Annotated in this window: 32 protein-coding genes; 19 read left to right on the top strand and 13 right to left on the bottom strand. The window is 45.0% G+C overall.

Annotated features, from left to right (window positions below):
• The 5 genes from H6G89_RS30155 to H6G89_RS30135 form a co-directional block, all read left to right on the top strand.
• Window positions 1-249 (top strand): helix-turn-helix transcriptional regulator (locus H6G89_RS30155; RefSeq protein ID WP_190513718.1); only part of this gene is annotated, 249 nt, incomplete at its 5' end.
• Window positions 250-347: 98 nt separating this feature from the next.
• Window positions 348-983: an antibiotic biosynthesis monooxygenase gene (locus H6G89_RS30150; protein WP_190513717.1), complete on the top strand. Its 636-nt coding sequence runs from the start codon at window positions 348-350 to the stop codon at window positions 981-983.
• A 68-nt stretch (window positions 984-1,051) separates the two neighbouring features.
• Window positions 1,052-1,636 (top strand): hypothetical protein, encoded by a 585-nt coding sequence (locus tag H6G89_RS30145; protein ID WP_199337014.1) that lies wholly within the window; start codon window positions 1,052-1,054, stop codon window positions 1,634-1,636.
• 53 nt (window positions 1,637-1,689) lie between these two features.
• Window positions 1,690-2,142, top strand: a complete 453-nt coding sequence (locus H6G89_RS30140; RefSeq protein ID WP_190513716.1) for an SgcJ/EcaC family oxidoreductase — start codon at window positions 1,690-1,692, stop codon at window positions 2,140-2,142.
• Window positions 2,143-2,243: 101 nt separating this feature from the next.
• The gene (locus tag H6G89_RS30135) at window positions 2,244-2,723 is read left to right on the top strand and encodes an NmrA family NAD(P)-binding protein (protein WP_190513713.1); all 480 of its coding nucleotides are present in this window, start codon (window positions 2,244-2,246) and stop codon (window positions 2,721-2,723) included.
• Between the two features lie 14 nt (window positions 2,724-2,737).
• On the opposite strand, the gene H6G89_RS30130 is transcribed toward H6G89_RS30135, so the two are convergent.
• Genes H6G89_RS30130 through H6G89_RS30115 form a run of 4 tightly spaced genes read right to left on the bottom strand, consistent with a single transcriptional unit; the run spans window position 2,738 to window position 4,408 of the window.
• Entirely contained in the window at window positions 2,738-2,947 is a 210-nt protein-coding gene (locus tag H6G89_RS30130) for a hypothetical protein (protein WP_190513711.1), read from the bottom strand.
• Between the two features lie 16 nt (window positions 2,948-2,963).
• The gene (locus tag H6G89_RS30125) at window positions 2,964-3,302 is read right to left on the bottom strand and encodes an NAD-dependent epimerase/dehydratase family protein (RefSeq protein ID WP_190513709.1); all 339 of its coding nucleotides are present in this window, start codon (window positions 3,300-3,302) and stop codon (window positions 2,964-2,966) included.
• 41 nt (window positions 3,303-3,343) lie between these two features.
• Entirely contained in the window at window positions 3,344-3,904 is a 561-nt protein-coding gene (locus tag H6G89_RS30120) for a putative glycolipid-binding domain-containing protein (RefSeq protein ID WP_190513707.1), read from the bottom strand.
• Window positions 3,905-3,910: 6 nt separating this feature from the next.
• On the bottom strand, window positions 3,911-4,408 hold the full coding sequence (locus H6G89_RS30115; RefSeq protein ID WP_190513705.1) for an anthrone oxygenase family protein: 498 nt from the start codon (window positions 4,406-4,408) through the stop codon (window positions 3,911-3,913).
• Window positions 4,409-4,712: 304 nt separating this feature from the next.
• Here H6G89_RS30115 and H6G89_RS30110 point away from each other — a divergent pair, with 304 nt between their 5' ends.
• Window positions 4,713-5,309, top strand: coding sequence for a dihydrofolate reductase family protein (locus tag H6G89_RS30110; RefSeq protein WP_190513703.1), 597 nt, complete (start codon window positions 4,713-4,715; stop codon window positions 5,307-5,309).
• A gap of 417 nt (window positions 5,310-5,726) precedes the next feature.
• Here the strand turns inward: H6G89_RS30110 and H6G89_RS30105 are convergent, their stop codons facing one another.
• A complete protein-coding gene (locus tag H6G89_RS30105) occupies window positions 5,727-6,380 on the bottom strand; it encodes a GOLPH3/VPS74 family protein (RefSeq protein WP_190513701.1) in 654 nt (217 codons plus the stop codon).
• Between the two features lie 427 nt (window positions 6,381-6,807).
• Window positions 6,808-9,090: a PAS domain S-box protein gene (locus tag H6G89_RS30100; protein ID WP_190513699.1), complete on the bottom strand. Its 2,283-nt coding sequence runs from the start codon at window positions 9,088-9,090 to the stop codon at window positions 6,808-6,810.
• A 367-nt stretch (window positions 9,091-9,457) separates the two neighbouring features.
• On the opposite strand from H6G89_RS30100, the gene H6G89_RS30095 reads away from it, so the two are divergent.
• Both H6G89_RS30095 and H6G89_RS30090 read left to right on the top strand, forming a co-directional pair.
• A complete protein-coding gene (locus H6G89_RS30095; RefSeq protein WP_190513727.1) occupies window positions 9,458-9,616 on the top strand; it encodes a hypothetical protein in 159 nt (52 codons plus the stop codon).
• A complete protein-coding gene (locus tag H6G89_RS30090; protein ID WP_199337013.1) occupies window positions 9,597-9,761 on the top strand; it encodes a peptidoglycan DD-metalloendopeptidase family protein in 165 nt (54 codons plus the stop codon). Before H6G89_RS30095 ends, H6G89_RS30090 begins: the two co-directional genes overlap by 20 nt.
• A 34-nt stretch (window positions 9,762-9,795) precedes the next feature.
• Here the strand turns inward: H6G89_RS30090 and H6G89_RS30085 are convergent, their stop codons facing one another.
• Entirely contained in the window at window positions 9,796-10,080 is a 285-nt protein-coding gene (locus H6G89_RS30085; RefSeq protein WP_190513695.1) for a pentapeptide repeat-containing protein, read from the bottom strand.
• Window positions 10,081-10,223: 143 nt separating this feature from the next.
• On the opposite strand from H6G89_RS30085, the gene H6G89_RS30080 reads away from it, so the two are divergent.
• From H6G89_RS30080 to H6G89_RS30060, 5 genes are all read left to right on the top strand, one after another.
• The gene (locus tag H6G89_RS30080; protein ID WP_190513693.1) at window positions 10,224-10,523 is read left to right on the top strand and encodes an RNA recognition motif domain-containing protein; all 300 of its coding nucleotides are present in this window, start codon (window positions 10,224-10,226) and stop codon (window positions 10,521-10,523) included.
• 117 nt (window positions 10,524-10,640) lie between these two features.
• On the top strand, window positions 10,641-10,829 hold the full coding sequence (rpsU, locus tag H6G89_RS30075; protein WP_190513691.1) for a 30S ribosomal protein S21: 189 nt from the start codon (window positions 10,641-10,643) through the stop codon (window positions 10,827-10,829).
• A gap of 52 nt (window positions 10,830-10,881) precedes the next feature.
• A complete protein-coding gene (locus H6G89_RS30070; protein ID WP_190513689.1) occupies window positions 10,882-11,223 on the top strand; it encodes a pentapeptide repeat-containing protein in 342 nt (113 codons plus the stop codon).
• 391 nt (window positions 11,224-11,614) lie between these two features.
• On the top strand, window positions 11,615-12,457 hold the full coding sequence (locus H6G89_RS30065) for an acyl-CoA desaturase (protein WP_190513687.1): 843 nt from the start codon (window positions 11,615-11,617) through the stop codon (window positions 12,455-12,457).
• A gap of 152 nt (window positions 12,458-12,609) precedes the next feature.
• Window positions 12,610-14,943 carry an NACHT domain-containing protein gene (locus H6G89_RS30060; RefSeq protein ID WP_190513685.1) on the top strand — a complete coding sequence of 778 codons (2,334 nt, stop codon included), beginning with the start codon at window positions 12,610-12,612 and terminating at the stop codon, window positions 14,941-14,943.
• Window positions 14,944-14,985: 42 nt separating this feature from the next.
• On the opposite strand, the gene H6G89_RS35325 is transcribed toward H6G89_RS30060, so the two are convergent.
• Window positions 14,986-16,092, bottom strand: a complete 1,107-nt coding sequence (locus H6G89_RS35325) for a sensor histidine kinase (RefSeq protein ID WP_242060182.1) — start codon at window positions 16,090-16,092, stop codon at window positions 14,986-14,988.
• 315 nt (window positions 16,093-16,407) lie between these two features.
• Here H6G89_RS35325 and H6G89_RS30050 point away from each other — a divergent pair, with 315 nt between their 5' ends.
• Window positions 16,408-16,890: an allophycocyanin gene (locus H6G89_RS30050; RefSeq protein ID WP_190513683.1), complete on the top strand. Its 483-nt coding sequence runs from the start codon at window positions 16,408-16,410 to the stop codon at window positions 16,888-16,890.
• On the opposite strand, the gene H6G89_RS30045 is transcribed toward H6G89_RS30050, so the two are convergent.
• Window positions 16,887-17,099 carry a hypothetical protein gene (locus H6G89_RS30045; protein ID WP_190513681.1) on the bottom strand — a complete coding sequence of 71 codons (213 nt, stop codon included), beginning with the start codon at window positions 17,097-17,099 and terminating at the stop codon, window positions 16,887-16,889. The genes H6G89_RS30050 and H6G89_RS30045 overlap by 4 nt on opposite strands.
• Window positions 17,100-17,441: 342 nt before the next feature.
• Between H6G89_RS30045 and H6G89_RS30040 the strand changes: the two genes are divergently transcribed.
• Together H6G89_RS30040 and H6G89_RS30035 are read left to right on the top strand one after the other, a co-directional pair.
• Window positions 17,442-17,771, top strand: a complete 330-nt coding sequence (locus H6G89_RS30040; protein ID WP_190513680.1) for a hypothetical protein — start codon at window positions 17,442-17,444, stop codon at window positions 17,769-17,771.
• Window positions 17,772-17,819: 48 nt separating this feature from the next.
• Window positions 17,820-18,320: a response regulator gene (locus H6G89_RS30035; protein ID WP_190513679.1), complete on the top strand. Its 501-nt coding sequence runs from the start codon at window positions 17,820-17,822 to the stop codon at window positions 18,318-18,320.
• Between the two features lie 58 nt (window positions 18,321-18,378).
• On the opposite strand, the gene H6G89_RS35995 is transcribed toward H6G89_RS30035, so the two are convergent.
• Complete coding sequence (locus H6G89_RS35995) at window positions 18,379-18,501, bottom strand: hypothetical protein (RefSeq protein ID WP_255519545.1); 123 nt, start codon at window positions 18,499-18,501, stop codon at window positions 18,379-18,381.
• 14 nt (window positions 18,502-18,515) lie between these two features.
• Between H6G89_RS35995 and H6G89_RS30030 the strand changes: the two genes are divergently transcribed.
• The gene (locus H6G89_RS30030; RefSeq protein WP_199337012.1) at window positions 18,516-18,677 is read left to right on the top strand and encodes an ATP-binding protein; all 162 of its coding nucleotides are present in this window, start codon (window positions 18,516-18,518) and stop codon (window positions 18,675-18,677) included.
• Window positions 18,678-19,079: 402 nt separating this feature from the next.
• On the opposite strand, the gene H6G89_RS30025 is transcribed toward H6G89_RS30030, so the two are convergent.
• The gene (locus H6G89_RS30025; protein ID WP_199337011.1) at window positions 19,080-19,313 is read right to left on the bottom strand and encodes a pentapeptide repeat-containing protein; all 234 of its coding nucleotides are present in this window, start codon (window positions 19,311-19,313) and stop codon (window positions 19,080-19,082) included.
• A gap of 166 nt (window positions 19,314-19,479) precedes the next feature.
• Between H6G89_RS30025 and H6G89_RS30020 the strand changes: the two genes are divergently transcribed.
• The gene (locus tag H6G89_RS30020) at window positions 19,480-19,782 is read left to right on the top strand and encodes an RNA recognition motif domain-containing protein (protein WP_190513678.1); all 303 of its coding nucleotides are present in this window, start codon (window positions 19,480-19,482) and stop codon (window positions 19,780-19,782) included.
• Between the two features lie 202 nt (window positions 19,783-19,984).
• Entirely contained in the window at window positions 19,985-20,296 is a 312-nt protein-coding gene (locus tag H6G89_RS35990; protein ID WP_190513677.1) for a pentapeptide repeat-containing protein, read from the top strand.
• 791 nt (window positions 20,297-21,087) lie between these two features.
• Here H6G89_RS35990 and H6G89_RS30010 read toward each other — a convergent pair.
• Window positions 21,088-21,672, bottom strand: coding sequence for a pentapeptide repeat-containing protein (locus H6G89_RS30010; RefSeq protein ID WP_190513675.1), 585 nt, complete (start codon window positions 21,670-21,672; stop codon window positions 21,088-21,090).
• A 965-nt stretch (window positions 21,673-22,637) separates the two neighbouring features.
• Entirely contained in the window at window positions 22,638-23,753 is a 1,116-nt protein-coding gene (locus tag H6G89_RS30005) for a hypothetical protein (RefSeq protein WP_199337010.1), read from the bottom strand.
• Window positions 23,754-24,541: the final 788 nt, after the last annotated feature.

The raw sequence follows: 24,541 nt of genomic DNA, 5'->3' as shown, positions 1-24,541 counted from the left end.
GATATGGCAAGTGTTCTAAATTTAAGCCAATATCACTTCTGTCGGTTGTTCAAACAATCAACCGGATTAGCTCCTCACCAATACTTAAGCCAGTGTCGAATCGATCGCGCCAAGCATTTATTGCAATTCACTCAACTCACGATTACTGAAATCACACTTGCAGTTGGGTTAAACAATCACAGTTCTTTCACTCGGCTGTTTCGTCACTATGTTGGGACAACTCCGAAAGAATTCAGAGCGTCATTGTAGAAACTCAGCAAGATTCGCACAGGTTGAGCAAAAAAGGTCAAGCTTTAAGGAAGGGGCGATCGCTACACTCAGCATATTAATCGCTTGGAGAAATGCTGATGATACCTCTTATCAATCCTGATGTTGCGACTTTCATCAATGTCTTTACAGTTGAACCTACCCAGCAAGATGTACTTGTTCATCGCATTCAATTTGATGCAGAGAACAAAATCAGTCGGCAAGCTGGATTCATCAAAGCAATCATCTACCGCAGTTTAGATGGTTCTAAAGTGATCAATCTTGTGCAATGGGAAAGCATAGAAGCAAGTCGGGCAATTCATCGTAATCCAGATATTGCTGCTGGATTTGCCAGCTATCAGGAGCTTGGTGTAGAGATGGATCTGCGTTACTACGAAATAGTATTAACGGAAGAGCGGCCTCTTACAATTCAAGACTATGATGCTTTGATGGCTCAAGTCGATGTGCTGCATGTAGCACCCGAAAATCAGCAGCATTTGCTAGAACACCTAATTCACTCTACTACTCCTGCGATCGCGTCTCAAGCAGAGGATCAGTCAACTATTTGGTTCCGTAGCCTTGATGGTATTCGGGTCATTCGTTTCCTTCACTCGCATAGCAGGAATGCTGAGCCAAGCTTCCACCAAACTTCTACCAACGAGAAATGGATTGAGCAAATAGATGTTAATCGTTACCAAATTGAATGCACTGTAACAAGACAACGCTTGCTTGCATAGATCTTTGATCTGTTCAATCAACCACCACAATTTCTTGCAAATCTAGTTAGCTTAAAAAGGTTTAAATTATGACACTTGGAACAAGTGAAGTGACCCCGCTCAATGTAAAACAAAACAATCAGAAGATTCTCAAACTGAGTCTTCAGCAAAAAAACTGGGTTTTAGCCTTCCACATTGGCTTTGCCGCACTGTGGACAGGAACCGTTCTCAGTATGTTTCTGATTGCATTCAGAAACAACAGCACAGCCAATGCTGATATTCTCTTTGCCCTCAATTCAGTGATCAACTTACTGGATGATTTTATTGTGATTCCTGCGGCGATCGGTTCTGTCGTGACAGCAACCCTCCTTTGTTGGCAAACAAACTACGGTTTCTTCAAATTCTACTGGGTAATTACCAAATGGATTTTGACCACTGGGCTGATGATTTTTGGAACCTTCTGGTTGTTTCCCTGGGGTAGTACGGCTGAGGCGATCGCCCAATCAGAAGGCTTAAATGCCCTCAACAATCCCATCTACAGATTTGATGCGAAAGGAGTCTTGATTGGATCTGTGATTCAGGTTTCTTTGCTCTTTGTGATTATTGTAATTTCTGCCTTGAAACCCTGGGGAAGGCGAGTTTCCAAATCTCGGGGATTGCAGAAGCCACTCTAAATTAGTAGAAATGTCAATCAAACGATACAGAGTAAAACACAGAGTAAAACTCAATGATTAACAACCAGGAAATACTTCTGAATACTGTAGAAGATGCTTTAGCAGCATGGAATCGCAAGGATGCAAAAGCTTTTTCTGAATACTTTGTAGAAGATGCTGAGTTTACAGATGTAGTAGGGCAGTTAATGTCTACTCGTACAGAGATTGAACGTTTGCATCATCAACCTTTCTCGACCGTTCTTAAGAATGCTCAGTTAGAAACAAAAGAAATTAGAGTCAAGAAAATCCGATCGGATGTTGCTTCTGTAGATGTTAAGTGGGAAACAACAGGACACACAAAACCTGATGGAACGCCACTCCCACCCCGCTACGGCTTGCTGCATTTAGTCGTCATAGAAGATCCCGCTACACCTTCACAATCAAATCAATGGAGGATTGCAGTTGCTCATAATGTCGATTACACCGCAACTTATGGATCGCAAGATGCCAGAGAGGTTGCTAAATAGAAATTATCCCTATTTCGGTTCCCAATAACCATCATTAGGGCTGTTGTCATACTGCTCCATTGCTGAATTGACCTGTGGATATGGCGATGTGAGTTGCAGCAGTGGCGATCGCAGCCAATCAAATTCCTTATGTGGTCAATCTTTCCAGTAATGGTGCCCATTTACCGCAGGGAATGGGTCTTATCTCTGGGTTGTATGAGGTTGAGCAACAGTTGAATGCTGCCGCGTCAACCATGATCCATTTGCAACCGGGCTTTTTTATGGAGAACTATCTGATGCAGTTAGAACCGATTCGCACGGCAAACAGTGTGTTATTACCCGTTTCAGGCGATCGCCATCTTGCCATGATTGCCACCCAGGATATTGCAACCGTCGCCGCAGAATTACTGTTGCAACGCAATTGGAGTGGACATGCTGTATTGGGATTGCATGGTGCGACCGATTTGAGCTTTGACGAAGTAGCAGCGATTTTGAGTCAGGAGTTGGGGCGATCAATCGTCCATGTGCCGATGACCTCCGAGCAGTTCCACGACAGTTTGCTACAAATGGAGGCAAGTGAGAGTGTTGCAACAGATATGTAGAGATGTGGCAGGGGTTAAGCAATCCAGAATACACTCCTGCTGAACCGCGCCCATCCCAAACGACAACGCCTACAACGTTTGTTCCAGTAGATGTCTGGATGCTGCATTAGCACCTGTTCCACCAGAATCTTGTCGTAATCCTGCTTAAACTCGAAATCTAACCCCTCCAAATCTCGATAGGGGTATCGCGTTTCCCGCAGTGGCGCACCTTCCGTTAAGGGCACTGGATCAGGAGGATGCTTACCCTGGCCCTGCAAACCCTTCATAGTTTCGGTAAACATCTCCACTGCTAATGGCAACAATACGCTGAGTGAAACCGCCCAAGACTTGAACAACATCCTGGGCTTGTGCTTCTGTAAAAGGGATGATGTCGAGCACAACATCGGGAGCAAATTGTTCAAATTGGGCTTTGAAGTTGGGTAACTGATTGCGTGTGCCATAGAAATGAACGATCGAATCCGAGTCGCTGGCAGTAGTATTACCCCGGTGAAACCGGGCAACTTGATGTCCCTGCGCGATTAATTGGCGAGTGACACGGGAACCCGCAAAACCTGTTGCCCCGATCGCAAGAATTTTCATATTGTTTCATCGCCTTCAAAGATGACGGTTAAGCTTGATCTTCATCTCTCCTGCTCCCAAAGTTGGGGATAATAAGCGATCGCCCCATCATCATCCACCTCTAAAACATCGGCATAGCCCGCATCGGGTGATGTGTACTCGTAGCGATCGTAGGATAATCGGTGGTAGTGTTGTTCCAATCGTTTCAGCGTGAAGTCTGGGAAATCGAGCCATGCAGCAGGGGCTTGCGATCGCGCTCCAACCGCTAACGATAACCGACGAATGGCAATCAAATTAGTGGCTGGAGTAAATCCTAAATCTAAATCAATGCAGTCTGCTGCGTCCTGTAATTCTTTGTCATTGATACTCCAACGATGATTTGGAGTACGAGCGATCGCCAAGATAACAACGGATTTACCGACATAGCCTGAAATACTTGCGGTGCGGGTTTCCCAGGTGCTATCAGTATTCACCTCGTAGGATAAAAGACAGGGCTTTTGCTCAAACAAGAAGATGGCTGTTCCAGATAACTGCCAGCCATCACCAGTTTTCCAGAGACAACAACTATCGTGTCCAGGACAATCCAATCTACGCCAAAGAATCGTATGTTCCAGTGAATTCATCGACCTCTACAATTTTGATGGGGCGTTGAGTGCCATTGTGAATAGAACTGCTGTGATAAATGCGGCGATCGCCCGCACATGGTTCCAAAACGTCCAGTAGGTGAGATATCTAGCCCAGAGAGTTGCCCCTTCGCTAGTGTCGGGATTAACGTTAGCCAACGCATCATTGAGCGGGACATTGAACACCATTGTCACCCCAAAACAACCGACCAGATAAAACAAAGCACTGACCAACAAATAAGCAGCACCCGGTTGTTGCCACCGAAGGAGTGAAGAGATCATTAGAATCAGACAAACGACACTTGTACCCAAAAAAGCGGTCATAAACCAGGGATTAATCACCGTGATGTTGATGGCTTGCATCGCAGCAATTCCCTGGGCAGGGGGTTGTTGAGCCAGAGCCTTCATGACAAAGGTTGAGAAAGCGAAGAACACTCCAGCGATTAGCCCACATCCAAGTGCTGTCAGCAGTTTCAGGACATACAGGTATTCAATTCCGACCATAAATCAGTATTGACTCCTTTATGCAGCAACTAATTTAGTGCTTTTGTGACGATTGCGACCCACATATCAGTAGGCGATCGCAAATAAATGTGCCATCGTTCCTCCTAATATTGACTCCTTCAGACACCCTTAAGTTAGGAAAAGGCTCTATCTCTTCGCTATCTAATTCTTGTAGCACTATCACATTCTTGAGATGAATTATTGAACAAAGAAGTGACGAAGAATCTATCCAAAGATAGAGAAAATTCGTTCTCACCTGGTTGGGTGAAGTAGATCAAGGTGATGATTTGAGAGGGTATTGTTCATGTCTAAACTCATTTATTTGGTTGCCTGTACGGTCGATCGCTTTATCGCTCGCAAAGACGGCTCGTTTGACTTCTTTCTGATGGAAGGAGAACACGTTGCGGATTTACTATCTAATTTTCCTGAAACCATTCCAGGTCATTTGCGAGGGACATTAGGTATTACGGCTGACAACCAGCACTTTGATACCGTTTTGATGGGACGCAGAACTTACGAAGTTGGTGTGAAAGAGGGGATTACAAACCCCTACCCGCACATGAAGCAGCATCTTTTCTCGCGTACTTTCCAGCAAAGCCCTGATCCTGCCGTTGAACTGGTTTCATCTGATCCAGTCACATTTGTTCAAGAACTCAAGCAACAACCAAGTAAAAATATTTGGTTGTGCGGGGGTGGAGATTTAGCAACGGTTCTTTTTCCAGCAATCGATGAGATGATTTTGAAAGTCCATCCCTTTCTCCTTGGCTCAGGGATTCCACTCTTCTCAGGGATTATTCCACTCACTTCTCTGGAATTAACCGACAGCAAAATTTACGAAAATGGTTTCATGCTGTTGCACTATCGAGTAAATCATTTTGGGTCATATAGCAGTCCTATCTGATTTGTGAAAAAGGTGATTTGTGAAAGTGCCCGCCCAATGGGCGGGCACTTTCACAAATCATTTAGGGTTGCTATAGTACTTCAAATGTACTGAATTGTAGAAAAGGACTGCACGATGCAGTGGTTTCTGTGAAATCATCTTTTGAATCATTTTGCTGTTCTCCAGTTTTTATAAATTGAGATCAGTCGAAGCGCAAAATTTGAATCTCCTGATTAGATTTTGGGCATTCCTCTGCTCTACACAGCAGAAGGTTTTGAAACAAATATTCGACAAGTTAAAATTGTCCAAAAACTACTAGCTTGATGGTTTTCAGTTCGCCGTGTATCCACCATCAATCACTTATTCGCAATGACGATCGCAATATGAAGCCCTAACATTCCCCATGCCAGTAATACCGCGAGAGACAATCCTACTTTTTCATCTGACATTGATTGCACCCACAAGCGTGGCTGCTTGAATGGTGAAAATTGCCTTTGAAACGGCTTGACCGACCAACTCCTCTCTTGCGATCGCCTTAATTCGCGATCTCGCTTCAGGTCGTTCTTCAGGTCTGAACACCGCATCGGTCAGGTGAGAGGCTTGCATCAAACTAATCAATGCTGCCATCCGAGAATCCAGTCCAATCCCTTCTAACACGGCTGCACGAACTTGCTGGACAATCTCACGTTGAATAGATTCATCGGTTAGAAAATATCGCTGCGTTGGGAACAGTCCAAGAATGCGTTGCTCTTGTCGTTCTAAAACACCTAAATCAACTAAGTTCTGCAACACAATCGTTTGAATGCCCAGGTATCTTCGTCTCCAGCGAGTCACCCAGAACCTTGCAGTTCGAGGACGAGACGATGCTAGAACCTCACTGAGGCGTTGATCTAAGAATTCATTGCCTGTGTTGCCTGCGGTCGCACCGATCACACGATTGTCGTTGTCGATCTCAAGTTTGCCTTGCAGTACTAAGTCTAGTAATAAAGAACCGACCAAGCCATAGTCGAGCGCAGAGTACCAAGAGAAGCGAGTTTTTCCAGTTTGAGGATTGAGTGCAAGAAGAATTAAGTCCTGTGAAAGATATTGCATGATGAATTCCTTTCGCATTGAGCAATTTTTATAGCTCAGTAACAGCAGCACCGAATCGTGTGGATCTGTAGCGACGGAAGTAGAGATCCTAGATTTATCTCTTGACTGCATGACTGTTTGCATACATTCAATATAGGAAATTGCCTTCAGTCCGTCGTCTACAGTGAGTTGAATTTTTTACAGTACAAATTGATAGAGCCACCCTGCGATCGCAACGTATAAGGCTGGTTATAACTTAAGTTAGAGTCCGAATTCGATCGAAAACACACCCTACAAACTGACAATGCCGCGTTTAACGGCAACAATCACCTGAGTCATGGTTAATAATCGTGGCTAATCCTTGCCGAAAAATAGCGTGGTCATCCACAATCAGTACCTGAATTGAGGGTATAGGCTGTGGGGTGTAGGGTTTGAAGTAGTCATCACACTACACCCCAACCACTACTACAATCTCCGTTCCCCGCCCAGGTTGACTCCGAATCGTGAGTTGTGCGCCGATGCGCTCTGCTCGCTCGCTCATGCCGAGTAAGCCAAATCCCTCAGAGGATGGAATACTTCCGACTCCAAAGCCCTGTCCATTATCTTTCACGCGCAAGCAAAACTGATTGCGATCGTATCTTAGCTCCACTCGGATTTCGTCAGCATGGGCGTGTCTGATCGCATTGGTTAATGCTTCCTGCCCAATCCGCAGTAGATTACTCTCGATTTCAGTGGGGAGAGCATACACGGCACCCTCAATTTCATAGTGCAAAGTGGTATCCATTGCGGCAGCTCTAGTCTGAGCAACGAGACGATGAAGAGCGTTCTGTAGACTGCCTGCCTCCAAAAGCTGAGGACGGAGTGCAACGACCGATCGCCGTGCTTCAGTCAGCCCCGTTCGCGCCAATTCTTTGATCAGGTCTAGATGTGCCCCAGTTGCTTCTACATCATCTGTGAGCACCTGGTTTGCAGCTCCTACCTGAGCCAGAATGCCTGTAAACGCCTGAGCGAGTGTATCGTGAATTTCACGCGCCATGCGATTGCGTTCCTCCAAAATCGAGGCTGCCTCTGCTTGCTTAAGAGCCGTGATATCTCGCGACAACCAAATCACCTGCTCATGCCGAATTGGGGCAATGCGAGCCGAAAACCAGATTTCTCGCCCAGCTATCCACTGGCTGTATTCAACAGTGAGGACTTGTTGGGTTCTCAACACCTGCTGAATATAACTCAGAAATTCATCGGCTTGTTCCCTGGCGTAGAGTTGATGCAGTGTTTTGCCACTATACTCCTCCCGATATAACTCTCCATAGGATGGATTTCCCTGAATTGCACAGATCAATTGTCCTTCACGATTGAAGATACACATTGGATCGGGAATGGCTGAAAAGAGCGATCGCAGTTCTGCTTCAGAGTCTTGTAACGCGACTTCTGCCTGCTTGCGATCGCTAATATCTGCAATCACCCCTTCGATGTAGTCATCGTCTGCATTCAGATAAGAAGAGAAAAGCCCCCAAAACACTGTCCCATCTCGTTTTCGCATCTGTGCTTCATAACTTCGCACTTCCCCGTCCCGCTTCATCACCTCAATGCCTTGTTGGCGATCGCTGGGATTGACCCAATAGCCTATAGTGTGTTCAATGCCAATCATCTCTTGAGGTGAATCAAACCCAAACAGATCGGCAAAGCGTTGATTGGCATTGAGAATTAATCCATCACAGGTGCGGGTTCGGTAGATGCCAACCTGCGAGTTTTCAAAGATGTTGCGGAACTTAGCTTCACTGCGTTGTAATGCCTCTTCTGCTTGTCTACGTTGCGTAGTGTCATTGCCAACCGATAAGATTTCAACGACATCTCCCTGATCATTGAAAATAGCTTGATTCGACCAGACCATCCAAATGCGCCGACCGTCTCGACACAGGTTTTCACCCTCGCCTTGCGGGTACGATTTGGGATTGCGAAGCAAATCACGGACAAAGGGTTTAACATCGCGTCCAGAGGTTTCGATGTCTGGAATGATGGTTTCAAATAACGTTCGCCCTACAATCTGAGGTTCTTCGTAGCCGAGGAGTTTTACCCCATAATCGTTGATGTATCGAATCCGTCCTTGCGGATCATAGCGAATGATGACGGAATTCGCGGTCTGTAACAGGTTGCGATAATTTGCTTCACTCTGTCTCAATGCGGCTTCGGTTTGTTGACGTTCAGTGATCTCCTGCTGCAAGGCTTGAGTTTGCACTTCTAGTTTCCGTTCCAGTGTTTTGGCATAGTCTTTTAGCCGTTCATACAGCCGAGCATTTTCTAGTGAAATTGCTGCCTGAGCCATCAACAGTTTCAGAACTTGCAAGCGATCGCGGGTAAACACTCCGGTACTAAGATTGTTCTCCAGATAAAGGATACCAATCAACTGACGCTGCTGGAGAATTGGCATACACAAGAGCGATCGCGTCTGGTGGTGTTGAATGTAAGGATCAGTTGAAAAAGACGGTTCGCTGACTGCATCATCAAACACCAGTGTTTCCTGAGTGCATTCTACCAGGTGAATAACGGAGACAGGAATCGTTGCACAGTCGTCAACAGTAAGCTTTTCCAGGTCACACGGTTTACTTCCGCTGCATTGAGCCACCACAGCGAGTTGATCCTCTTCCAGGAGAACCAGAGTGCCGATTTCGGCTCCTGAATTGTCTATCACCACCTGCATCAATGTGGCAATCAGTTGATCGAGATGGATCACTAAACTCTCCCCGACGAAGCACTGTCAGCCATCTCCCAAAGTATATCGCTTACCAAAATCCAGAAAGCGATGCCTGCGATCAACATCTTTCTAACGGGAGGGATTTTGCCAATCTGTAAGCAGATCATTCATCAAGGGCTGCTGTTGTCTCCATCCAACTAATGTTTTGAGAGAGACAAATGTGGTAACACCGATGTCAGTAAGCGGGGCGTGAGTTTGCCAGAAATTGCACCCATTCTCGCGCAGTTTCTGGTGAGTTCGATACGATCGATAAAGCAGTAACCTTTACAAACTTAAGCGATCGCTTCCAGAGATTAAACTTCAGGAGCACAATTAATTGACAACCTCAAATGTAGAGGGATCAGGCATGAGAAATTCACAACGTAGTATGGGTGCGAGTATTGCAGTAGGTTTATCGATTGGAGTTGCCATTGGATTGATCATAGAAAATCTTGTTTTTGGAATCGGCATTGGTTTAGCCGTTGCGATCGCGCTTAATCTCATTCTTGAACGACGTAAAAGATAAATTTCAAGACGGTGAGACGGTTAAGGTTGGACAGGCGATCGCCAAAGTTGGCAACTCTGACAATACTAGCGAACCTCATCTACACATCCATGCTCGCAGAGAAAATACAGGTCAGTCACTTTTAGAGGGTGAAGGGCTTAATTAATGGGACATCAGCAACCGTGGTATAACGCATTACCTCAGCTATGAATTGTTCCATCTGGCATTTTTGCCCCTTTTAAGTCAGCAGAACTTAAATCGGCTCCTTCCAGCCTTGCCCAACTGAGATCTGCGCCTCTCAAATCTGCCCATCGCAGGTTTGCCTGCCGCAAATCTGCCCATCGTAAATTTGCATGACGTAAATTAGCTCTCACGAGGTTTGCACCCCTCAAATCCACACAGCTAAGAGTGGCTGAACTAAGGTCAATATTTTGAAAGTCTCGCTCTCCTGCTGCAAACAGCATTTGGAGTTCAGTTCTATCCATGCTGTCAACCCTAACATAACTTTCCCCACTCTTACTCATTCTGCGTTAGTATCTTAGGTAAGGCTTATTTTCGGTTGTGTAATTCGTTTCACAAGCGTTTCTCCGAATCTAATTCTCTACACTCACGATTCTGGAGAATCTGTATGTCAATTTATGTTGGTAATCTATCGTATGAAGTCACACAAGATGACTTAAGCCAAACCTTTGCCGAATATGGCACGGTTAGACGAATTCAGTTGCCGACCGATCGCGAAACAGGAAGATTACGCGGATTTGCCTTCGTCGAGATGGGAACTGACGCAGAAGAGACCGCTGCGATCGATGCACTAGACGGTGCTGAATGGATGGGGCGCGATCTCAAGGTTAACAAGGCCAAACCCCGTGAAGAAAGAGGTTCCTCTGGAAGCTGGGGCAATAGAAGCAATTCTTCTCGCCGTTATTAGATCGAGAGATTAAAGTAATCACATTCATTGAGTAGTTAAAGCCAAGGCTGATAGGAAGCTACTGTTAGGGTGGCTTTCTTATCAGCCTTACTTTATTTCATTAAGTAAGGATATTGAATGACTCAAATTATTCCGGGCGAGTATGAAGGAATTGAGTCCAGTTTGCGTCGCTTCAAGCGAGCAGTATCTAAAGCAGGAATTTTTCCTGATATGAAAAAGCATCGTCACTTTGAAACACCGATCGAAAAACGGAAGCGCAAAGAGATTGCCAAACATAAGCAGCGTAAGAGAAAGTTTCGATATTAATCGGGAGTAACTCTTAAGTCCATCATTCCATCCCTCTAGGAGCTTTCTGGTCATGAATATCAAGGAACTTTGCAGCCGGTACGCAGCAGGACAAAGGGATTTCAGCAATCTCAATTTAATGGCAGGAAATCTAAGAAACCTGAACTTGAAAGGGATCAATCTCACCAGGGCTAATTTGACGAAGGCAAATCTGACAAACACAAACTTGAGCTGTGCAAATCTCACTGGAGCAATCTTGACTGGAGCGACGTTGAACAAGACGAATTTCACTCAAGCAAATCTAACAGACGCCAACTTAAGTGATACCAATCTGGTTGATGCTAATCTAAGCCAAGCTTATCGAAGACATACAGCCAAGACAACAAACAGCAGCATGAACCCGATTATGCAATAATCACCTTAAAGCTCTGCTCTTTAACGTTAGTCCAACTAAGTTGATAGTCATAATTAAACAAGCTTGTAAGAACTGGGGAAGCGATCCTGAAGAGTACTCCCCCGGTTCTTGTATTGATTTCAACTAAGTCTGGTGACTGAAACTTATGTTATTAATGCTAGTACAGCAAAAAATAAGTTTTGAAAGGGGTGAAGGGGTTCCACCCCTTCTTGGGGGCGAAGTCCCCAAACCCCCTACATTGCAGAACTTTATGTTCGCAACACTAGGTCTTTAAATTCGGATTCTGACGTTTCATACTTTCAATCTTAATCGTAACAAACACTCACACCTATAGACGGACACTAGCAGCCAAATGTCCAACTAAAGTGAAAGTGTATTCAATGAGATTTTCATGACTTCCAATGTTATTGGCACTGTTCACAAGAGCAGTCAGTCGCTCGTGCTTAATTGGACAAGCGTAACTTTTTTTGCAGCAGTCCACGTTTTAGCTTTATCATCCCCCTATTTTTTCTCCTGGTCGGCACTGGGAACTGCTATCTTCTTGCACTGGTTATTTGGCAGTATTGGTATTTGCCTGGGATATCATCGGCTACTAACCCATCGCAGTTTTCACGTTCCAAAGGGATTGGAATACGCGATCGCACTCATTGGTGCTCTGGCACTACAGGGTGGGCCAATCTTTTGGGTGGCAGGGCATCGTCGGCACCACACTTACACTGAAGACGTTGACAAAGACCCTTACTCGGCAAAACGAGGTTTTTGGTGGAGCCATATGGGTTGGCTACTTTACAAACGCCCAGAGTTTTTTGAATACGAATCAAATCGCAAATTTGCACCCGATCTAGCAAAAAGTGCGTTCTACCGTTGGCTCGATCGCTATTACTTACTGCTACAAATTCCCCTCGGCGTTGGCCTCTACTTGCTTGGCGGTTGGTCATTTGTGGTCTATGGGCTATTCCTCCGAGCCGTTCTGCTGTGGCACAGTACCTGGCTAATAAACTCTGCCAGCCATATCACGGGTTATCGTAGCCATGATTCAGATGACAATTCTCGGAATCTTTGGTGGGCAGCGATCCTGACTTATGGCGAAGGTTGGCACAATAACCACCATGCATATCCAAATGTGGCAAAAGCAGGTTGGAAATGGTGGGAAATGGATATGACCTGGTGGGTGATTGTGAGCTTAAGGCAAATGGGTTTGGCACGCAGAATTGTTTTACCGCCAACTACTTAACTACTCTGTATAGGTTCCCCACTTAGATGAGTTTCCGCGAGTGATTTTATCGACCACCCATAACAATTCATTCATGAAGACCTACTATAGAAGGTAGTGCCCCATGTTTGAATTCTTAACATTTTGACATTTTAGAACAGGAGGGTCGTCTCATGGTCAAGCGATCGCTCCAGGCATCCCCTGCTGGAATTCAACGGGCAAAACGAGCCTTTGCCTTGAAAGGGTGGACTCAGGAAAATTTAGCAGGAGAAGTGAACTTAAAAACTCGTCAACCGATCTGGCGATTTTTCACAGGTCAACCCGTCGATCGCCAGATTTTTTTAGCGGTTTGTTCCATTCTCGATTTAGACTGGCGAGACATTGCAGAAAGTCCGCCTGCTGAATTCCCTGAACCGGGGGAAGGGGTTACATCTGCTTCCTCAAATAGTAATCCTTTAGATATTGATAGCCTGGTGCAACAGGTGCGATCGCACTATCGAGGTACCATTCAAAACCAGTGTGGTTTTTTGCAACTCCTCGACATCAATCGTCCTGTCAGCATTGATGATATCTATGTTGATGTCAATATTTTGGAAGAGATTGTTAGTCAACAGTGGTTTGAGATTGCCAATCTGCAAAACCTGAACCCAACGGAGTTCGATCGGATTGGCTTGGGCGTTGTTGAGCAACCGCAAATACCAGGACTGCAAGCCGTTGAAACCCACTCAAAACTACGAGTTTTGGGGAAACCAGGGGTCGGCAAAACAACATTTCTAAAACATCTTGCTATCCAGTGCAATCGAGGCGAATTTGCCGCCCAGCAAGTTCCCATTTTTGTGACGTTACGGGATTTCGCTGAAGAATGCAGAGAGAGTGGCAGAGTTAGCCTTCTAGACTATATTCGTCAAGCATGGCAGATTGCTGGAGTCCCCGATCTCTCCGTGCTAAAAACCCTATTGCAAGAGGGCCGCATTCTACTCTTACTAGATGGTTTAGATGAAGTGCTGAACCAGGACAGCACCACTATTTTGCGGGAAATTCGTAAATTCTCAGAAAAGTATCACAAAAATCAGTTCGTTGTTTCTTGTCGTACCGTTGCTCAAAAGCTGCAACTGCCAGGGTTTACGGATGTTGAAATTGCCCCGTTTTCCCAGGCTCAAATCACGACCTTCGCTCAAAAGTGGTTTGTCGCCCTTGCCCAGCGAAATCCTCAGACTGGGGAAGCTCAATCCAGACAATTTATGCAAAAGCTAGATTTGCCAGAAAACTGGCAGTTTCGTCAACTGGTGGTGACTCCCCTGTTTTTGCATCTGGCTTGCTGGATGTTTCACGGTCAGGAGAAATTTCCAGCAAAACGATCGGAGTTTTATAAACAAGGGCTAGATTTGCTGCTCGGCAAATGGGATGAAGCCAAAGGAATCGATCGCGATGATGTCTACCGAGATTTTCGGCTGCCCCAAAAGCTGAGGCTGCTGAGCCAGCTGGCATCCGTTACCTTTGAACAGGGACAATACTTTTTTGAGCAGCGCACGATTGAACAATATATTGAGGAGTATTTGCGGAATTTGCCCGGGGCCCTGCTGGAACCAGAGGAACTACAACTGGAGAGCGAAGCGATGCTCAAATCGATCGAGGCGCAACACGGCATCTTGATTGAACGCGCACGCGGAATTTTTTCGTTCTCCTATCTTGCCTTTCAAGAATATTTTACGGCTCGCAAAATTGTCGCCAGCCATAATCTTCGGTCATTAGAGCAAGCCCTGGGAGGGTTGGTCAGTCATATTACCGATCCTCACTGGCGGGAAGTCTTTTTGTTAACCGTTGCCATGTTACGCAGTGCCGATTCCCTGGTGCAGTTGATGAAGCAGGAAATTGATGCCCTGGTGGCTCAAGATTCCTATCTACAGGAATTTCTGGTATGGGCCAGCCAAAAATCTCAGACGATTCCATCCCAGCCTAAATTAGCTACTACACGAGCGTTTTATCTGGCTCTTGCCCAGCCCTCCCCGACCGCCGCAACCTTCGCCTTAGCCAGCACCCTGGATCAGGGGATCGTGCTAGATGCAGCTTTGGAGAACTTGTTGTTAGAGTTTGCCACCGACCACAGTCGAGATTTTGCCTATGTCAATGCCTGTAGCGAGGCCCTCAACAACATCCTGGTCATGGTTCTGGATGCAGGATTTTATAAGTCTCTGCAACAATTGAAAGATCAATTGCCCCCACCCAGTCAAAACCGGGAACGATTGCAACACTGGTGGGAACAAAATTATGGTGCCTGGGTAGAACAGGTCAGGGGTACGATCGCCCACTACCGCAATATTCATCACCCCTGGCAATTTACACCGGAGCAACAGCAAGTGTTGCAACATTACTATGATGCCAACCAACTTCTGATCGACTGTTTGAATAGCAATTGCGAAGTGACTACCGCCATTCGACAAGAAATTGAAGCAACGCTGCTACTACCTCAGCAGGAACTAGAAGATCGGGAATGGCAAGGAGATTAACGGGAAACGACCGATTCAAGTTTAGGCGATCGCTTCTTGAGATTACTCTGGAACCATAGAGCATCTAGGCAACTTAACAATAAAGCTTGTCCCCTTGCCCTCCGCACTTTCAATTTCAATGGTTCCTTGATGCGTCTCAATAATACTCTTTGCTAAAAATAGCCCTAATCCCCATCCGGTCTGCTCTTCAGCAGAGACAGTACGACGAAATTGCTGAAATAAGATAGATTGCGCTTCTAAAGCGATCGGATTACCTTCATTGTGAATTATCAGCTCAATTTGTGTTGCAGTTTGCTGAAGTGTGAGAGTGATTGGCGTATTTGGAGCACCATACTTCACAGCATTTGTGGCTAGGTTTTCAATGACCCGCCGAATCTGCTTACGGCTGCAATTGCTTTTGATAGCTGGATCAGCAAGCAAAACAAAACGCTCTCCGTAAGTGAAATTTAAATCTTCCACGGCTTCTTGAAGCAATTGATCCAAATAACATTCCTCAAATTCAAGCTTTAAGCTCTGTCCTGCCCGTATTCGACTTGCATCGAGCAAGTTTTGAATCATCGAATCCATGCGATCGATCGCACTGATCATTCTTGCCGCCACATCAATGTGGGCATCTCCTCGCTCCAACCGACGAAGAATGAGTTGAGTGCCCATTTTGACAACATTAACTGGACCTCTAAGATCGTGGGTTAATGTCACCATAAAGAGTTCTTGAATATCTTGCAGCGTTTGGGAAAATTGGGTCGCCGCATCATTCACAGCTTGCTCGATCGAGTCAATGATGATATCTCGTTCTCTCACACCTAGAGGGGTTTCTTCCTCTAAAACCTGAAAAATTACCTGACGCAGGATATGGTACTCGAAGATGAGTTGAGTCATTGAGTAGTCGGCATAGCCTGCACGTTCATGTCCATGTTGCTTGCCAATGCGAGTGGTTTCTACCTGAGCCGCTGTGATTTTGGCAGGTTTCCGTTCAATCCGGGTTGAGAGTTCATCAGCCAGTTGATTTAAGTACAGAGGTAGAGAGTTTTGCAAGACCAGAGAATCTTGATGCAGGGATGCACTCACTTCATTCCGTGCCCGCACCTCCCACATTTGCATGATCTTTTCAGCATTTTGCTTAAGACGTTCTGAAACTGAGTTAGACATTAATTGGTTTAGAAGTCGGGGAATGGAGTATGAGAAACCCTGCCCAATTATAGGTGTGAACTCATCGAAGTTTAATCGCAAAGTGCTACTAATTGAAGTAGCAAAGCTGACCAGTAACCCTATACCTACAATATCTTCTGTTTATAGCATGTCTGAAAGTTAGGGCAGTAGTTAATCAACTCACACATGAAATCAAACACTGATCTGTCATGGTTTTTAGTACATGCAACGTGCCAGCGAAAGTCAAGCTGAGATGCTGATCTTTGATAAGTCCACTGCATTAACCCTTCATTTAAAGCTTTAAGGAACTCACCCATGAGTATTATCAAGAAATTAATCGAAAATGCTGATACAGAATGTCGTTATCTCACTCCAGGCGAGATGGATCAGATTAAAAGCTTTGTGATGAGTGGCGATCGCCGTTTGCGGCTAGTCAAAGCCTTAACCGAAAGTCGTGAACGGATTGTGAAGCAGGCTACAAACCAATTGTTTCAAAAACGACCCAGCTTGGTCTCTCCGGGTGGCAATGCCTATGGTGAGGAAATGACGGCCACCTGCTTACGAGATATGGATTACTATTTGCGCCTGATCACCTATAGCGTTGCGGATGGGGAAACAGCACCCATTCAGGAAATTGGGGTTATTGGAGTCCGTCAAATGTATAACTCTCTTGGTACTCCCGTTGATGCTGTTGCTGAAGGGGTGCGGGCGATGAAAAATCTCACCATGTCCCTGATGTCAGGGGAAGATGCGAGCGAAGTAGGAACTTATTTTGACTACTTAATTAATGCCCTTTAATGAGGCTCTGACCTTGCATTATGTTTTTTAACGTATTCAATCAATTCATCTAAGAAGTCAAACACTGTCTGCAATCGTGCTTGGGAGGATTGCACATGAGACTCATCAAGCGAGCAATCTTCAACTTCATTTTTCCCACCTGGCTGATTCAAAATCTGAGTTGCCAGGTTTTTTATTAAATATTTTTCCTGAATGTCATAAGCAACCATTCATGAAAATTTTATACACATCCACTCTTTTTGCTGTCAAAAGTTATTTTTTGTGTCGAAATCAACCAACTCATGCGGCAAATCAAGTATGAGCCATTCAAAGTGGCAATAGAAAAATAATTTATTTGATTCAGATTTAAAGATGGGTGACTAACAAGCTTATGCAACCACAGTATCAAAACGATCACCAGAAGACCTCTTCCCAACGAAGAGTGGACAGTCCAGATCCAGGTGCCGGGATCACACCGTGAACATCAGATAAATGAGTGCTGACTGCTCCAAGTTAGATTATATCGCTGCACCTCGCCCTCACTAATTACAGGCAGGAGTTTAATAATTGCTATGGTATCTACCGAAATGACCTTTGATGATCGAATACGGCTTTCGCAGCTTCGCAATGAACGTTTGCGTAGCTTCTTTGCCCAAAGTTTACTGCATTGCGCCTTTCACTGTGATCGCCACAGAACGTTGATTATTCATTGTCCAGAGGCATGGATTGTGGATAGTTCACTCACAGACTTAGAAAAATTATGCGATTACGCATGGCTGATCTTGGGAGTAGAAGCGATCGCCCTCTACTTTGCTCGGGAGGAAATCTGTCGTGTCGAACAGCACAGAGTTCATCACGCTTCGTCTAGTATTCGCCACCGCATTCTCAGAAAGAGTGGGTAACGTCAGCAAGATTACAGTAACCGTTCCAAAATCTTCAGAGGTATCAATATGTTGATCACAGCTGAATTCCCTGTGAATCCCAAAATGCTCAAAGAAGTTCAGATTCTTCTAGTAGACAACGATTGCGATACCCAAGATCTGTATACTTTTCTGCTGGAAGATCAGGGTGCAAAGGTAACAACCTCTACATCAATCCAAGACGCATTAGATGTTCTGGATGGATACATACCCAATCTTATGATTTGTGAAATGAGGTTCCTGGGCGAAAGTGTTTTGCCACTGATCCAACGAGTCAGATCCCTAGCAGTTGGCACTGGCAGGTCGATCCCCATTCTGGTCATTTCAACGTGTGATCCAATTCATCTGGCTCAACAGTTGACGGTAAAGGTTGAAGCGTACTTACTTAAGCCGATTGATCTTGAAGCTTTCTTGAATCAAGTCAGGAACCTGGAACGCTTGCCAAAAACTATTTACCCATCTAGCATTCAAGACTGGGCGATTAATCTGTATCCGGTCAACGGGTTGTGTTGTTGTAACGGACAGAATTGACAAGATCGCAGGTTCAGTTTGATTACTGTATTGGAGTTTTGTTGGGTTCTAAAATATTTCATTGCGCTTTGTAAGCATTTGTAACGTAATCAACCTGTTCATTCAGTAAATCAAACAGCGATCGCTCAGAGTGGTAGTAAGCAGAAAAGTGTTGCTGAAAGAGTAATGGTAGGTTTGGCATAATGGGGATATGAAATGCCAGATGACAGTTTTTTAGTGCTTGAGGTGAAGGATACGGGTAAAGGAATTGCGTTAGAGAAGCAGCATCTGCTATTTCAAGCCTTTCAGCAAATCGACAGTACAAATCACCCTCAACTGGCTGGTTCTGGCTTGGGGCTTGTTTTATCTAAACAATGAGCAGAGCTGCATGGAGGGCGAGTTTCCTTCACATCAACCGCAGGGTCTGGCAGTACCTTTTCTGTGTGGCTACCAATTTGTGGATGATCAGCAAAATGGCACGATTTGCAAATGAGTAGCGTAAACCTGCAAAGTTAGAATTTGTGAGCATTTTAGGCTTCTGATCTACTACGAATTACTGTTATGTAAACATAGTTCATCTCGGGTAATTAGAGACCAACTCTCTGAACTAGAGGCACATTGGCTCATTGCAATACCCATTTGCAAATCACGCCAAAGCTTTTGCGCATTCACACCAGGACAACTCCACATCCTGGTCACACTTCCGATTGTAGGGCAGCAGCCATAAGCTTTACATCAACTGGAACAGCAGACTCGTGCTGGGTTTCACTCAATTGTTACTCAATTATGCACAGTTCCGTCGGGCATCTTGGTTCCCCTTAGGTTAGTCGCATGTAAATCGGCTCCCTCTATCCTTGCCCAACTGAGATCAGCTCCTCTTAAATCTGCCCATCGCAAGTTAGCATGACGTAGATTTGCTCTTGTGAGGTTTACATCTTTCAAATTTACACAGCTCGATTTGGCTGAACTGAGATCAATGTTTGAAAAATCTCGTTCTCCTGCTGCAAGTAACATTTGAAGTTCAGTTATATTTATACCGTCAACCCTAGCACAACTTCCCCACTTCTGCTGCTCCTATGTTATTGTCTTAGGTAAGGTTTATTTTCGGCTGTGTAATTCGTTCTTAAAAAGCGTCTCTCCGGATCTAATTCTCTACATTTTTTGATTCTGGAGAATTTCTATGTCGATTTATGTCGGTAACTTATCTTATGAAGTTACACAGGATGATTTGAGCCAAACTTTCTCTGAATACGGCACAGTCAAGCGAGTTCAGTTGCCGACTGACCGGGAGACAGGTCGGGTTCGTGGGTTTGCCTTTGTTGAAATGACAACAGACGCAGAAGAAATAACTGCGATCGAAGCACTAGACGGTGCAGAGTGGATGGGACGTGACCTCAAGGTTAATAAGGCAAAACCTCGTGAGGAGAGAGGCTCTTCTGGTAGTAGTTGGGGAAACAGAAGCAATTCTTCTCGGCACTACTAAACCTGAGAACTGATTAATCTACTCACATCTTGTATTTTTCCTATCTAGCAGGTTTTGTGTGGCTTCATGAATAAAGCCACAGCAAAGTTGAAGGTGCAATGCACTATGCTCCAGTACAAGATGTGAGCTCAATTGAATGGCTTTGGAGACAATAATTGTTCTTTAAGTCAGATCGAATCATCACTCCAGGAGTATTGAAACTATGAATATTAAGGAACTGTGTAGCCGTTACGCAGCAGGACAAAGAGATTTCAGGAACCTGAATCTGATAGCAGCAAATCTGAGAAACTTGAACTTGAGTGGTGTCAACCTCAGTGGTGCTAATTTGACCAAGGCAAATCTCACTCGAGCAAACTTGAGCTGTGCTAATCTCACTGGAGCAATTTTAACTGGGGCAAATTTGACTGATACGAATTTGGCTAGAGCAACCTTGATAGATGCTAATTTGAGTGACACAAACTTGGTTAGTACTAATCTAAACCGCACACCCCTATCTGGAACTGCAAAGAATTAAGATTTACTGAGATTAATTCTTGCTCAGACGTTTATAAGGGTTCAAGTGGATCATATCCAAGCTGTTATGTGATTCGTTCTCTAGCTAATGCATGATACCCAAAAAATGCTTATTAGCAGCACATAACCCCAGATACTCACAATGTATCTGTTTTTTTTAGCAGGAGCCAGAACATCTTGAGGGACAGGGGTGGGATAGGGATCACCCACCGCTACTGTTTTGTGCAGTCGATTTTGCGCAGCTGATGACTGTTTGATTTAGGTTTTGAAAGTCCGTCTTTTGCACTAGCATGGCGGGCAAAATACCCAGATCACATCATCCTTAGTCTACTTCGGTTTCATGAGCGACAATGCGAAGACCAGAGAAACTGAGGAGAGTGAGGGTTGAGTAGCAATACTTTCATAAATTCCTCTAATTAAGATGCCCTCTCGCTGTTCAATGCCAAGCGGGCATCTCTTCATGGCAATTGCTACAACGCCAATACAAACCTCCTAATCGAATATGGCGAAGTAGAATGTAGGAACAACACGGGCAAGTATGTTGATTGGCTATGTTGCGATCGAGTTGGTTTGGCGATGCACCACCTCGCATCAACCGAGAAGTTGATTGGAGGGGAGAAGTAATTAAAGCTAGCATTTTAAAGAATTTCCTATCAAGCAAAGAGTATAGGTCATAGCACGTCTCACCCCTCTTTCTATTAAGAAAGAGAAGGTGATCTCAACATCGAACCACTCAGGTTTGAGAAGCAGTCATGCCATGGAGGTGATTTCGTAACCAATTAAAACTGCTCGTCAAATTAATCGCAGATTGGCTGGGACACTACAGGCGTAAATCGTTCCATCAGGCATCTTGGTTTTGCTTAGTTCTGCCTTATTGATCGTTGCACCTTGAATGTCTGCTCCCGTCAAATCTGCTCCACCTAAATAAGCCCCATCGAGGTTTGCGTCCTTGAGATCTGCTTCCCTTAAATTTGCTCCACTCAAGTCTGCACAGCGTAAATCAACACCATTCAGATTCGCTTGATGCAAATTTGCTTCTCGCAGATCTGTTCCTCCCAACTTGGCTCCGCTGAGATCTGCCCCACTTAAATCGGCATAGGTCAAATCTGCTCCACTAAGGTCTGCTCCACTCAAATCTGCATGGGTGAGACAAGCCTGCACCAAATCTGCATCTGCTAAATTTGCCTGATTCAGCCTCGCTTGACTGAGATGAGCCTCTGTTAACTCTGCTCCATGTAAATTTGCTCCAATGAGGTCTGCTCCAATGAGGTCTGCTCCAATTAACTTTGCATTTACCAGACAGACTTGAATCAGGCTAACGTGGCTGAAATTCCGTTGTCCTTCGGCATATCGCTGCACGATCTCTTGCGCATCCATAGTCTTAGTCTCCATTATTTTTTTAAGTCATTTGGGCATATGTGCCGTATTAGCCTGGATCTAAACAAAACGTTTATGCCAAGCTGAGGCAACAAATGTTGATTTAACTGAGTTGAAATTCTTGTAACCTTGAGGCTTCCTGGATCTACTCAAAGTCTTTTGTTGTTCGATTTAATGCTGTTTTTAGCAGCTCTCTTCAGTACTATTCTGTTTCCTCGACATCACAAAATAGTTCATTGATATCCATCAATTTGAATTGCTTCCGATGTAGAAAGATTTAGAAGCTTTGACAAAGAAGAGGCTTGAAATAAAGTTGATAGCGGTTACAATCCTCACTAACCCAACCCTAACACATTCTCCTAACCGAAGCTTGCGTAAGTTGTAGTAGCAATTGTCTAACAAGTGAAATTACTCTGCATTGCTTGAAATACGCCTTGAGTCTCAGCATAAATCCGCGTCAACAATACTGGACAGATTATTTTGTTGGAGTGCAGATGTATAGCAACAGTCGAGACAGTTGAGATAGTTGAGATAGTTGAGACAAGGGGTGTGAGGGCTGCGCCCCCAGCCAGGTATTCTACCCCTGCACTTCGTCTAAGGCAACCCTTTGGTTGCTATCCATAAGTGGAAGAACTAACGCCAATTGTAGGTAACAGTGCTAGGCTTGCAGATGAATCACGCAAGGATCGCGGTTATTCGTAAACATTGGGTGTTCAGTGGCTGGTATCCTCCAGTGAATTAGAGAACCTTACTATGAATTTTTCACCAGCTAAGTAGGTAGTTGTAAATAAGTGTAGGAAAGGGGGTTTGGGGGCGTTGCCTCCAAGAAGGGGGATGTATTCCCCTCCACCCCCTCCTCTATCTAACGTTTAATTACGCCCAGCTACTTATGAATAACGAGCGTTAAAGACATCAAACCTGAAGGGGGGGGTATTGGAACAGCAAAATTTTGAGGGTGTATCGATTCAAAGGTCAAAGCGTGAGTGAGGTTCCGTGTTTAGGATATGAGTATTGCCAGGTGGCAGTGTCCTCATTAATTCGAAGGAGCCTAAGGGAAACGTTTGTCCATTCAATAAAATTTCTACCAAATGGCTTCCAGGGTAATGCTTACGGGTTGTCATGTCTGCCAGGGAAATTGCTTTGTTGAGGGGTATCGTTTCCCCAGGTGCAAGTTCAACGGTTTTTAATTTGAAAACCTTGGGGCTTGTCTTGCCATTCGCTTTGACAAAATGAATCCGGAGATCAATCAAAAGTCGCTGAGGCTGAGAATCTGTGTTTGTGATTGCAAACGCAATGGAGATAGAATCCCCAATCACAACAGGTTGAGGTGTAATGCCAACCCTGCTAATCGATGCCGTTGCCCGATTACTAAAACCTAGAGCGGCGATCGCGTCGGGGTCAGCCCGCTTCACAGCCGATCGCAGCGCATGACGAATCAACCAGCGTCGTTCATCGGTTGCATTGACTAACCAACGGTGAGCGATTTCCGCCAGTAATGACGGATGATCTTTGCCAATGTCATTCAAATTATTGGCAACAGAACGGCGCACGTAGAGTTCGGGATCGTCTTTGAGCAGTTCCAGCAATTCCAGGACGGGGTAGGGGTTTTTCTGAAATTCTCGCAGACGAGGTGCCCAGGGCAGACGGGGGCGAGTGCCTTCAGAAACCAGGCGACGCACATGGGCACTGGCGTCTTGTGTCCATGTTTTCAAACGTGCCAGGGTCGCTTCGGGATATCGTTCTAAAAACGGGCGAATACTAAATTCAGCGGTAAACCGTTGCGTTAACTCATACTGAGCTTGCATCGATATCTCAAAATGCTCAAGCCCATATCTTGCCACAAACAGAACATGAGGAAGGTAGAGGAAGGGAGCCATTCCAGATGCTTTGGTCTGTTCGAGTTTGGGACCCAATGAAGCAATCAGAACATTGGCAGCTTCTTCGTAGTTGCTGGGTAAATGATGGTGGAGTGCCTCCGCAATTTTCCATCCCCGTGGCATCAAATCCAGGTCATCATATTCATCTAGGATCTCGCTCACAAAGGCTTCTGTGGCGAAGTTAGGAATTACTCCAACTATCATCGCAGCTATTTTTTTGGGTATCTCGATTCCAAATTGGTTTTTAAGAGGTTCAGCCAAAACCAACTCCTTCTGAGCAATTAATAAAGTGATGAGTTTCACCTTGTAAGGCGATCGCTATTCTTTCCAAGAATCATCGAGCCATCAAGGGTTGCATCGGTTAGGGCAACAAAAGTATCGCACCTGCGCAGTTCACTCTACTGGAATGTCACTATTTTATGAGACATCCAGGATTGAGAACACCCAGTTGAGTCTGTAGTGCTTTAACCTGCTCTTTGATTTCGCTTCAGTAACCATTGCTGGGCGATCGCCTGCTCCAAGAATTGCTACCGCTGTTCCAAGTCTTTCAACAGTGCCATTACCTTGGCTTTGGTGTATTCAATCTGTCCGAATCACAATGCTTCTAACCCATAAATTCAATAGTAGTAGACGATTTTTGGCAAACGAAGCCTCACTCATGATCTGCAAAGCTTGCAAAAACCGTCTCAATCATATAGCAACCGAGGGGTTGGTTAAGACGGGGTGCAGGGGTCAACTCCTGGCTAGACCACACCCCCTTGTATTAGCTGTCTCAACAGTCGCTATACCTAGTGTTGCGAACACAAAGTTCTGCAATGTAGGGGATTTGGGAGCTTCGCCCCCAAGCAGGGGTTCCACCCCTTCACCCCTTTCAAAACTTATTTTTTGCTGTACTAGTCTTATACCGCTTTAAATAGTTTCCAGTGCAAATACGGACGCTCGTAGGGACGGGTTCAGCAGTTTACTAACGGTAAACCCAAGACCTTATCTGT

Source organism: Oscillatoria sp. FACHB-1407, assembly GCF_014697545.1.
GTDB lineage: Bacteria > Cyanobacteriota > Cyanobacteriia > Elainellales > Elainellaceae > FACHB-1407.
The sequence above is the reverse complement of the archived record's forward strand: the minus strand, read 5'-3'. Positions and strand labels throughout refer to the sequence as shown.

Coding starts and splice junctions, on each gene's coding strand:
- H6G89_RS30045 (WP_190513681.1), bottom strand. CDS start 17,099: ATGGTTGCTTATGACATTCAGGAAAAATATTTAATAAAAAACCTGGCA.
- H6G89_RS30085 (WP_190513695.1), bottom strand. CDS start 10,080: ATGGATAGAACTGAACTCCAAATGCTGTTTGCAGCAGGAGAGCGAGAC.
- H6G89_RS30145 (WP_199337014.1), top strand. CDS start 1,052: ATGACACTTGGAACAAGTGAAGTGACCCCGCTCAATGTAAAACAAAAC.
- H6G89_RS30020 (WP_190513678.1), top strand. CDS start 19,480: ATGTCGATTTATGTCGGTAACTTATCTTATGAAGTTACACAGGATGAT.
- H6G89_RS30040 (WP_190513680.1), top strand. CDS start 17,442: ATGGTATCTACCGAAATGACCTTTGATGATCGAATACGGCTTTCGCAG.
- H6G89_RS35325 (WP_242060182.1), bottom strand. CDS start 16,092: ATGTCTAACTCAGTTTCAGAACGTCTTAAGCAAAATGCTGAAAAGATC.
- H6G89_RS30115 (WP_190513705.1), bottom strand. CDS start 4,408: ATGGTCGGAATTGAATACCTGTATGTCCTGAAACTGCTGACAGCACTT.
- H6G89_RS30125 (WP_190513709.1), bottom strand. CDS start 3,302: ATGAAAATTCTTGCGATCGGGGCAACAGGTTTTGCGGGTTCCCGTGTC.
- rpsU (WP_190513691.1), top strand. CDS start 10,641: ATGACTCAAATTATTCCGGGCGAGTATGAAGGAATTGAGTCCAGTTTG.
- H6G89_RS30110 (WP_190513703.1), top strand. CDS start 4,713: ATGTCTAAACTCATTTATTTGGTTGCCTGTACGGTCGATCGCTTTATC.
- H6G89_RS30105 (WP_190513701.1), bottom strand. CDS start 6,380: ATGCAATATCTTTCACAGGACTTAATTCTTCTTGCACTCAATCCTCAA.
- H6G89_RS35995 (WP_255519545.1), bottom strand. CDS start 18,501: ATGCCAAACCTACCATTACTCTTTCAGCAACACTTTTCTGCTTACTAC.
- H6G89_RS30070 (WP_190513689.1), top strand. CDS start 10,882: ATGAATATCAAGGAACTTTGCAGCCGGTACGCAGCAGGACAAAGGGAT.
- H6G89_RS30030 (WP_199337012.1), top strand. CDS start 18,516: ATGCCAGATGACAGTTTTTTAGTGCTTGAGGTGAAGGATACGGGTAAA.
- H6G89_RS30120 (WP_190513707.1), bottom strand. CDS start 3,904: ATGAATTCACTGGAACATACGATTCTTTGGCGTAGATTGGATTGTCCT.
- H6G89_RS30025 (WP_199337011.1), bottom strand. CDS start 19,313: ATGTTACTTGCAGCAGGAGAACGAGATTTTTCAAACATTGATCTCAGT.
- H6G89_RS30010 (WP_190513675.1), bottom strand. CDS start 21,672: ATGGATGCGCAAGAGATCGTGCAGCGATATGCCGAAGGACAACGGAAT.
- H6G89_RS30095 (WP_190513727.1), top strand. CDS start 9,458: ATGAGAAATTCACAACGTAGTATGGGTGCGAGTATTGCAGTAGGTTTA.
- H6G89_RS30150 (WP_190513717.1), top strand. CDS start 348: ATGATACCTCTTATCAATCCTGATGTTGCGACTTTCATCAATGTCTTT.
- H6G89_RS30035 (WP_190513679.1), top strand. CDS start 17,820: ATGTTGATCACAGCTGAATTCCCTGTGAATCCCAAAATGCTCAAAGAA.
- H6G89_RS30060 (WP_190513685.1), top strand. CDS start 12,610: ATGGTCAAGCGATCGCTCCAGGCATCCCCTGCTGGAATTCAACGGGCA.
- H6G89_RS30080 (WP_190513693.1), top strand. CDS start 10,224: ATGTCAATTTATGTTGGTAATCTATCGTATGAAGTCACACAAGATGAC.
- H6G89_RS35990 (WP_190513677.1), top strand. CDS start 19,985: ATGAATATTAAGGAACTGTGTAGCCGTTACGCAGCAGGACAAAGAGAT.
- H6G89_RS30005 (WP_199337010.1), bottom strand. CDS start 23,753: ATGATAGTTGGAGTAATTCCTAACTTCGCCACAGAAGCCTTTGTGAGC.
- H6G89_RS30065 (WP_190513687.1), top strand. CDS start 11,615: ATGACTTCCAATGTTATTGGCACTGTTCACAAGAGCAGTCAGTCGCTC.
- H6G89_RS30140 (WP_190513716.1), top strand. CDS start 1,690: ATGATTAACAACCAGGAAATACTTCTGAATACTGTAGAAGATGCTTTA.
- H6G89_RS30050 (WP_190513683.1), top strand. CDS start 16,408: ATGAGTATTATCAAGAAATTAATCGAAAATGCTGATACAGAATGTCGT.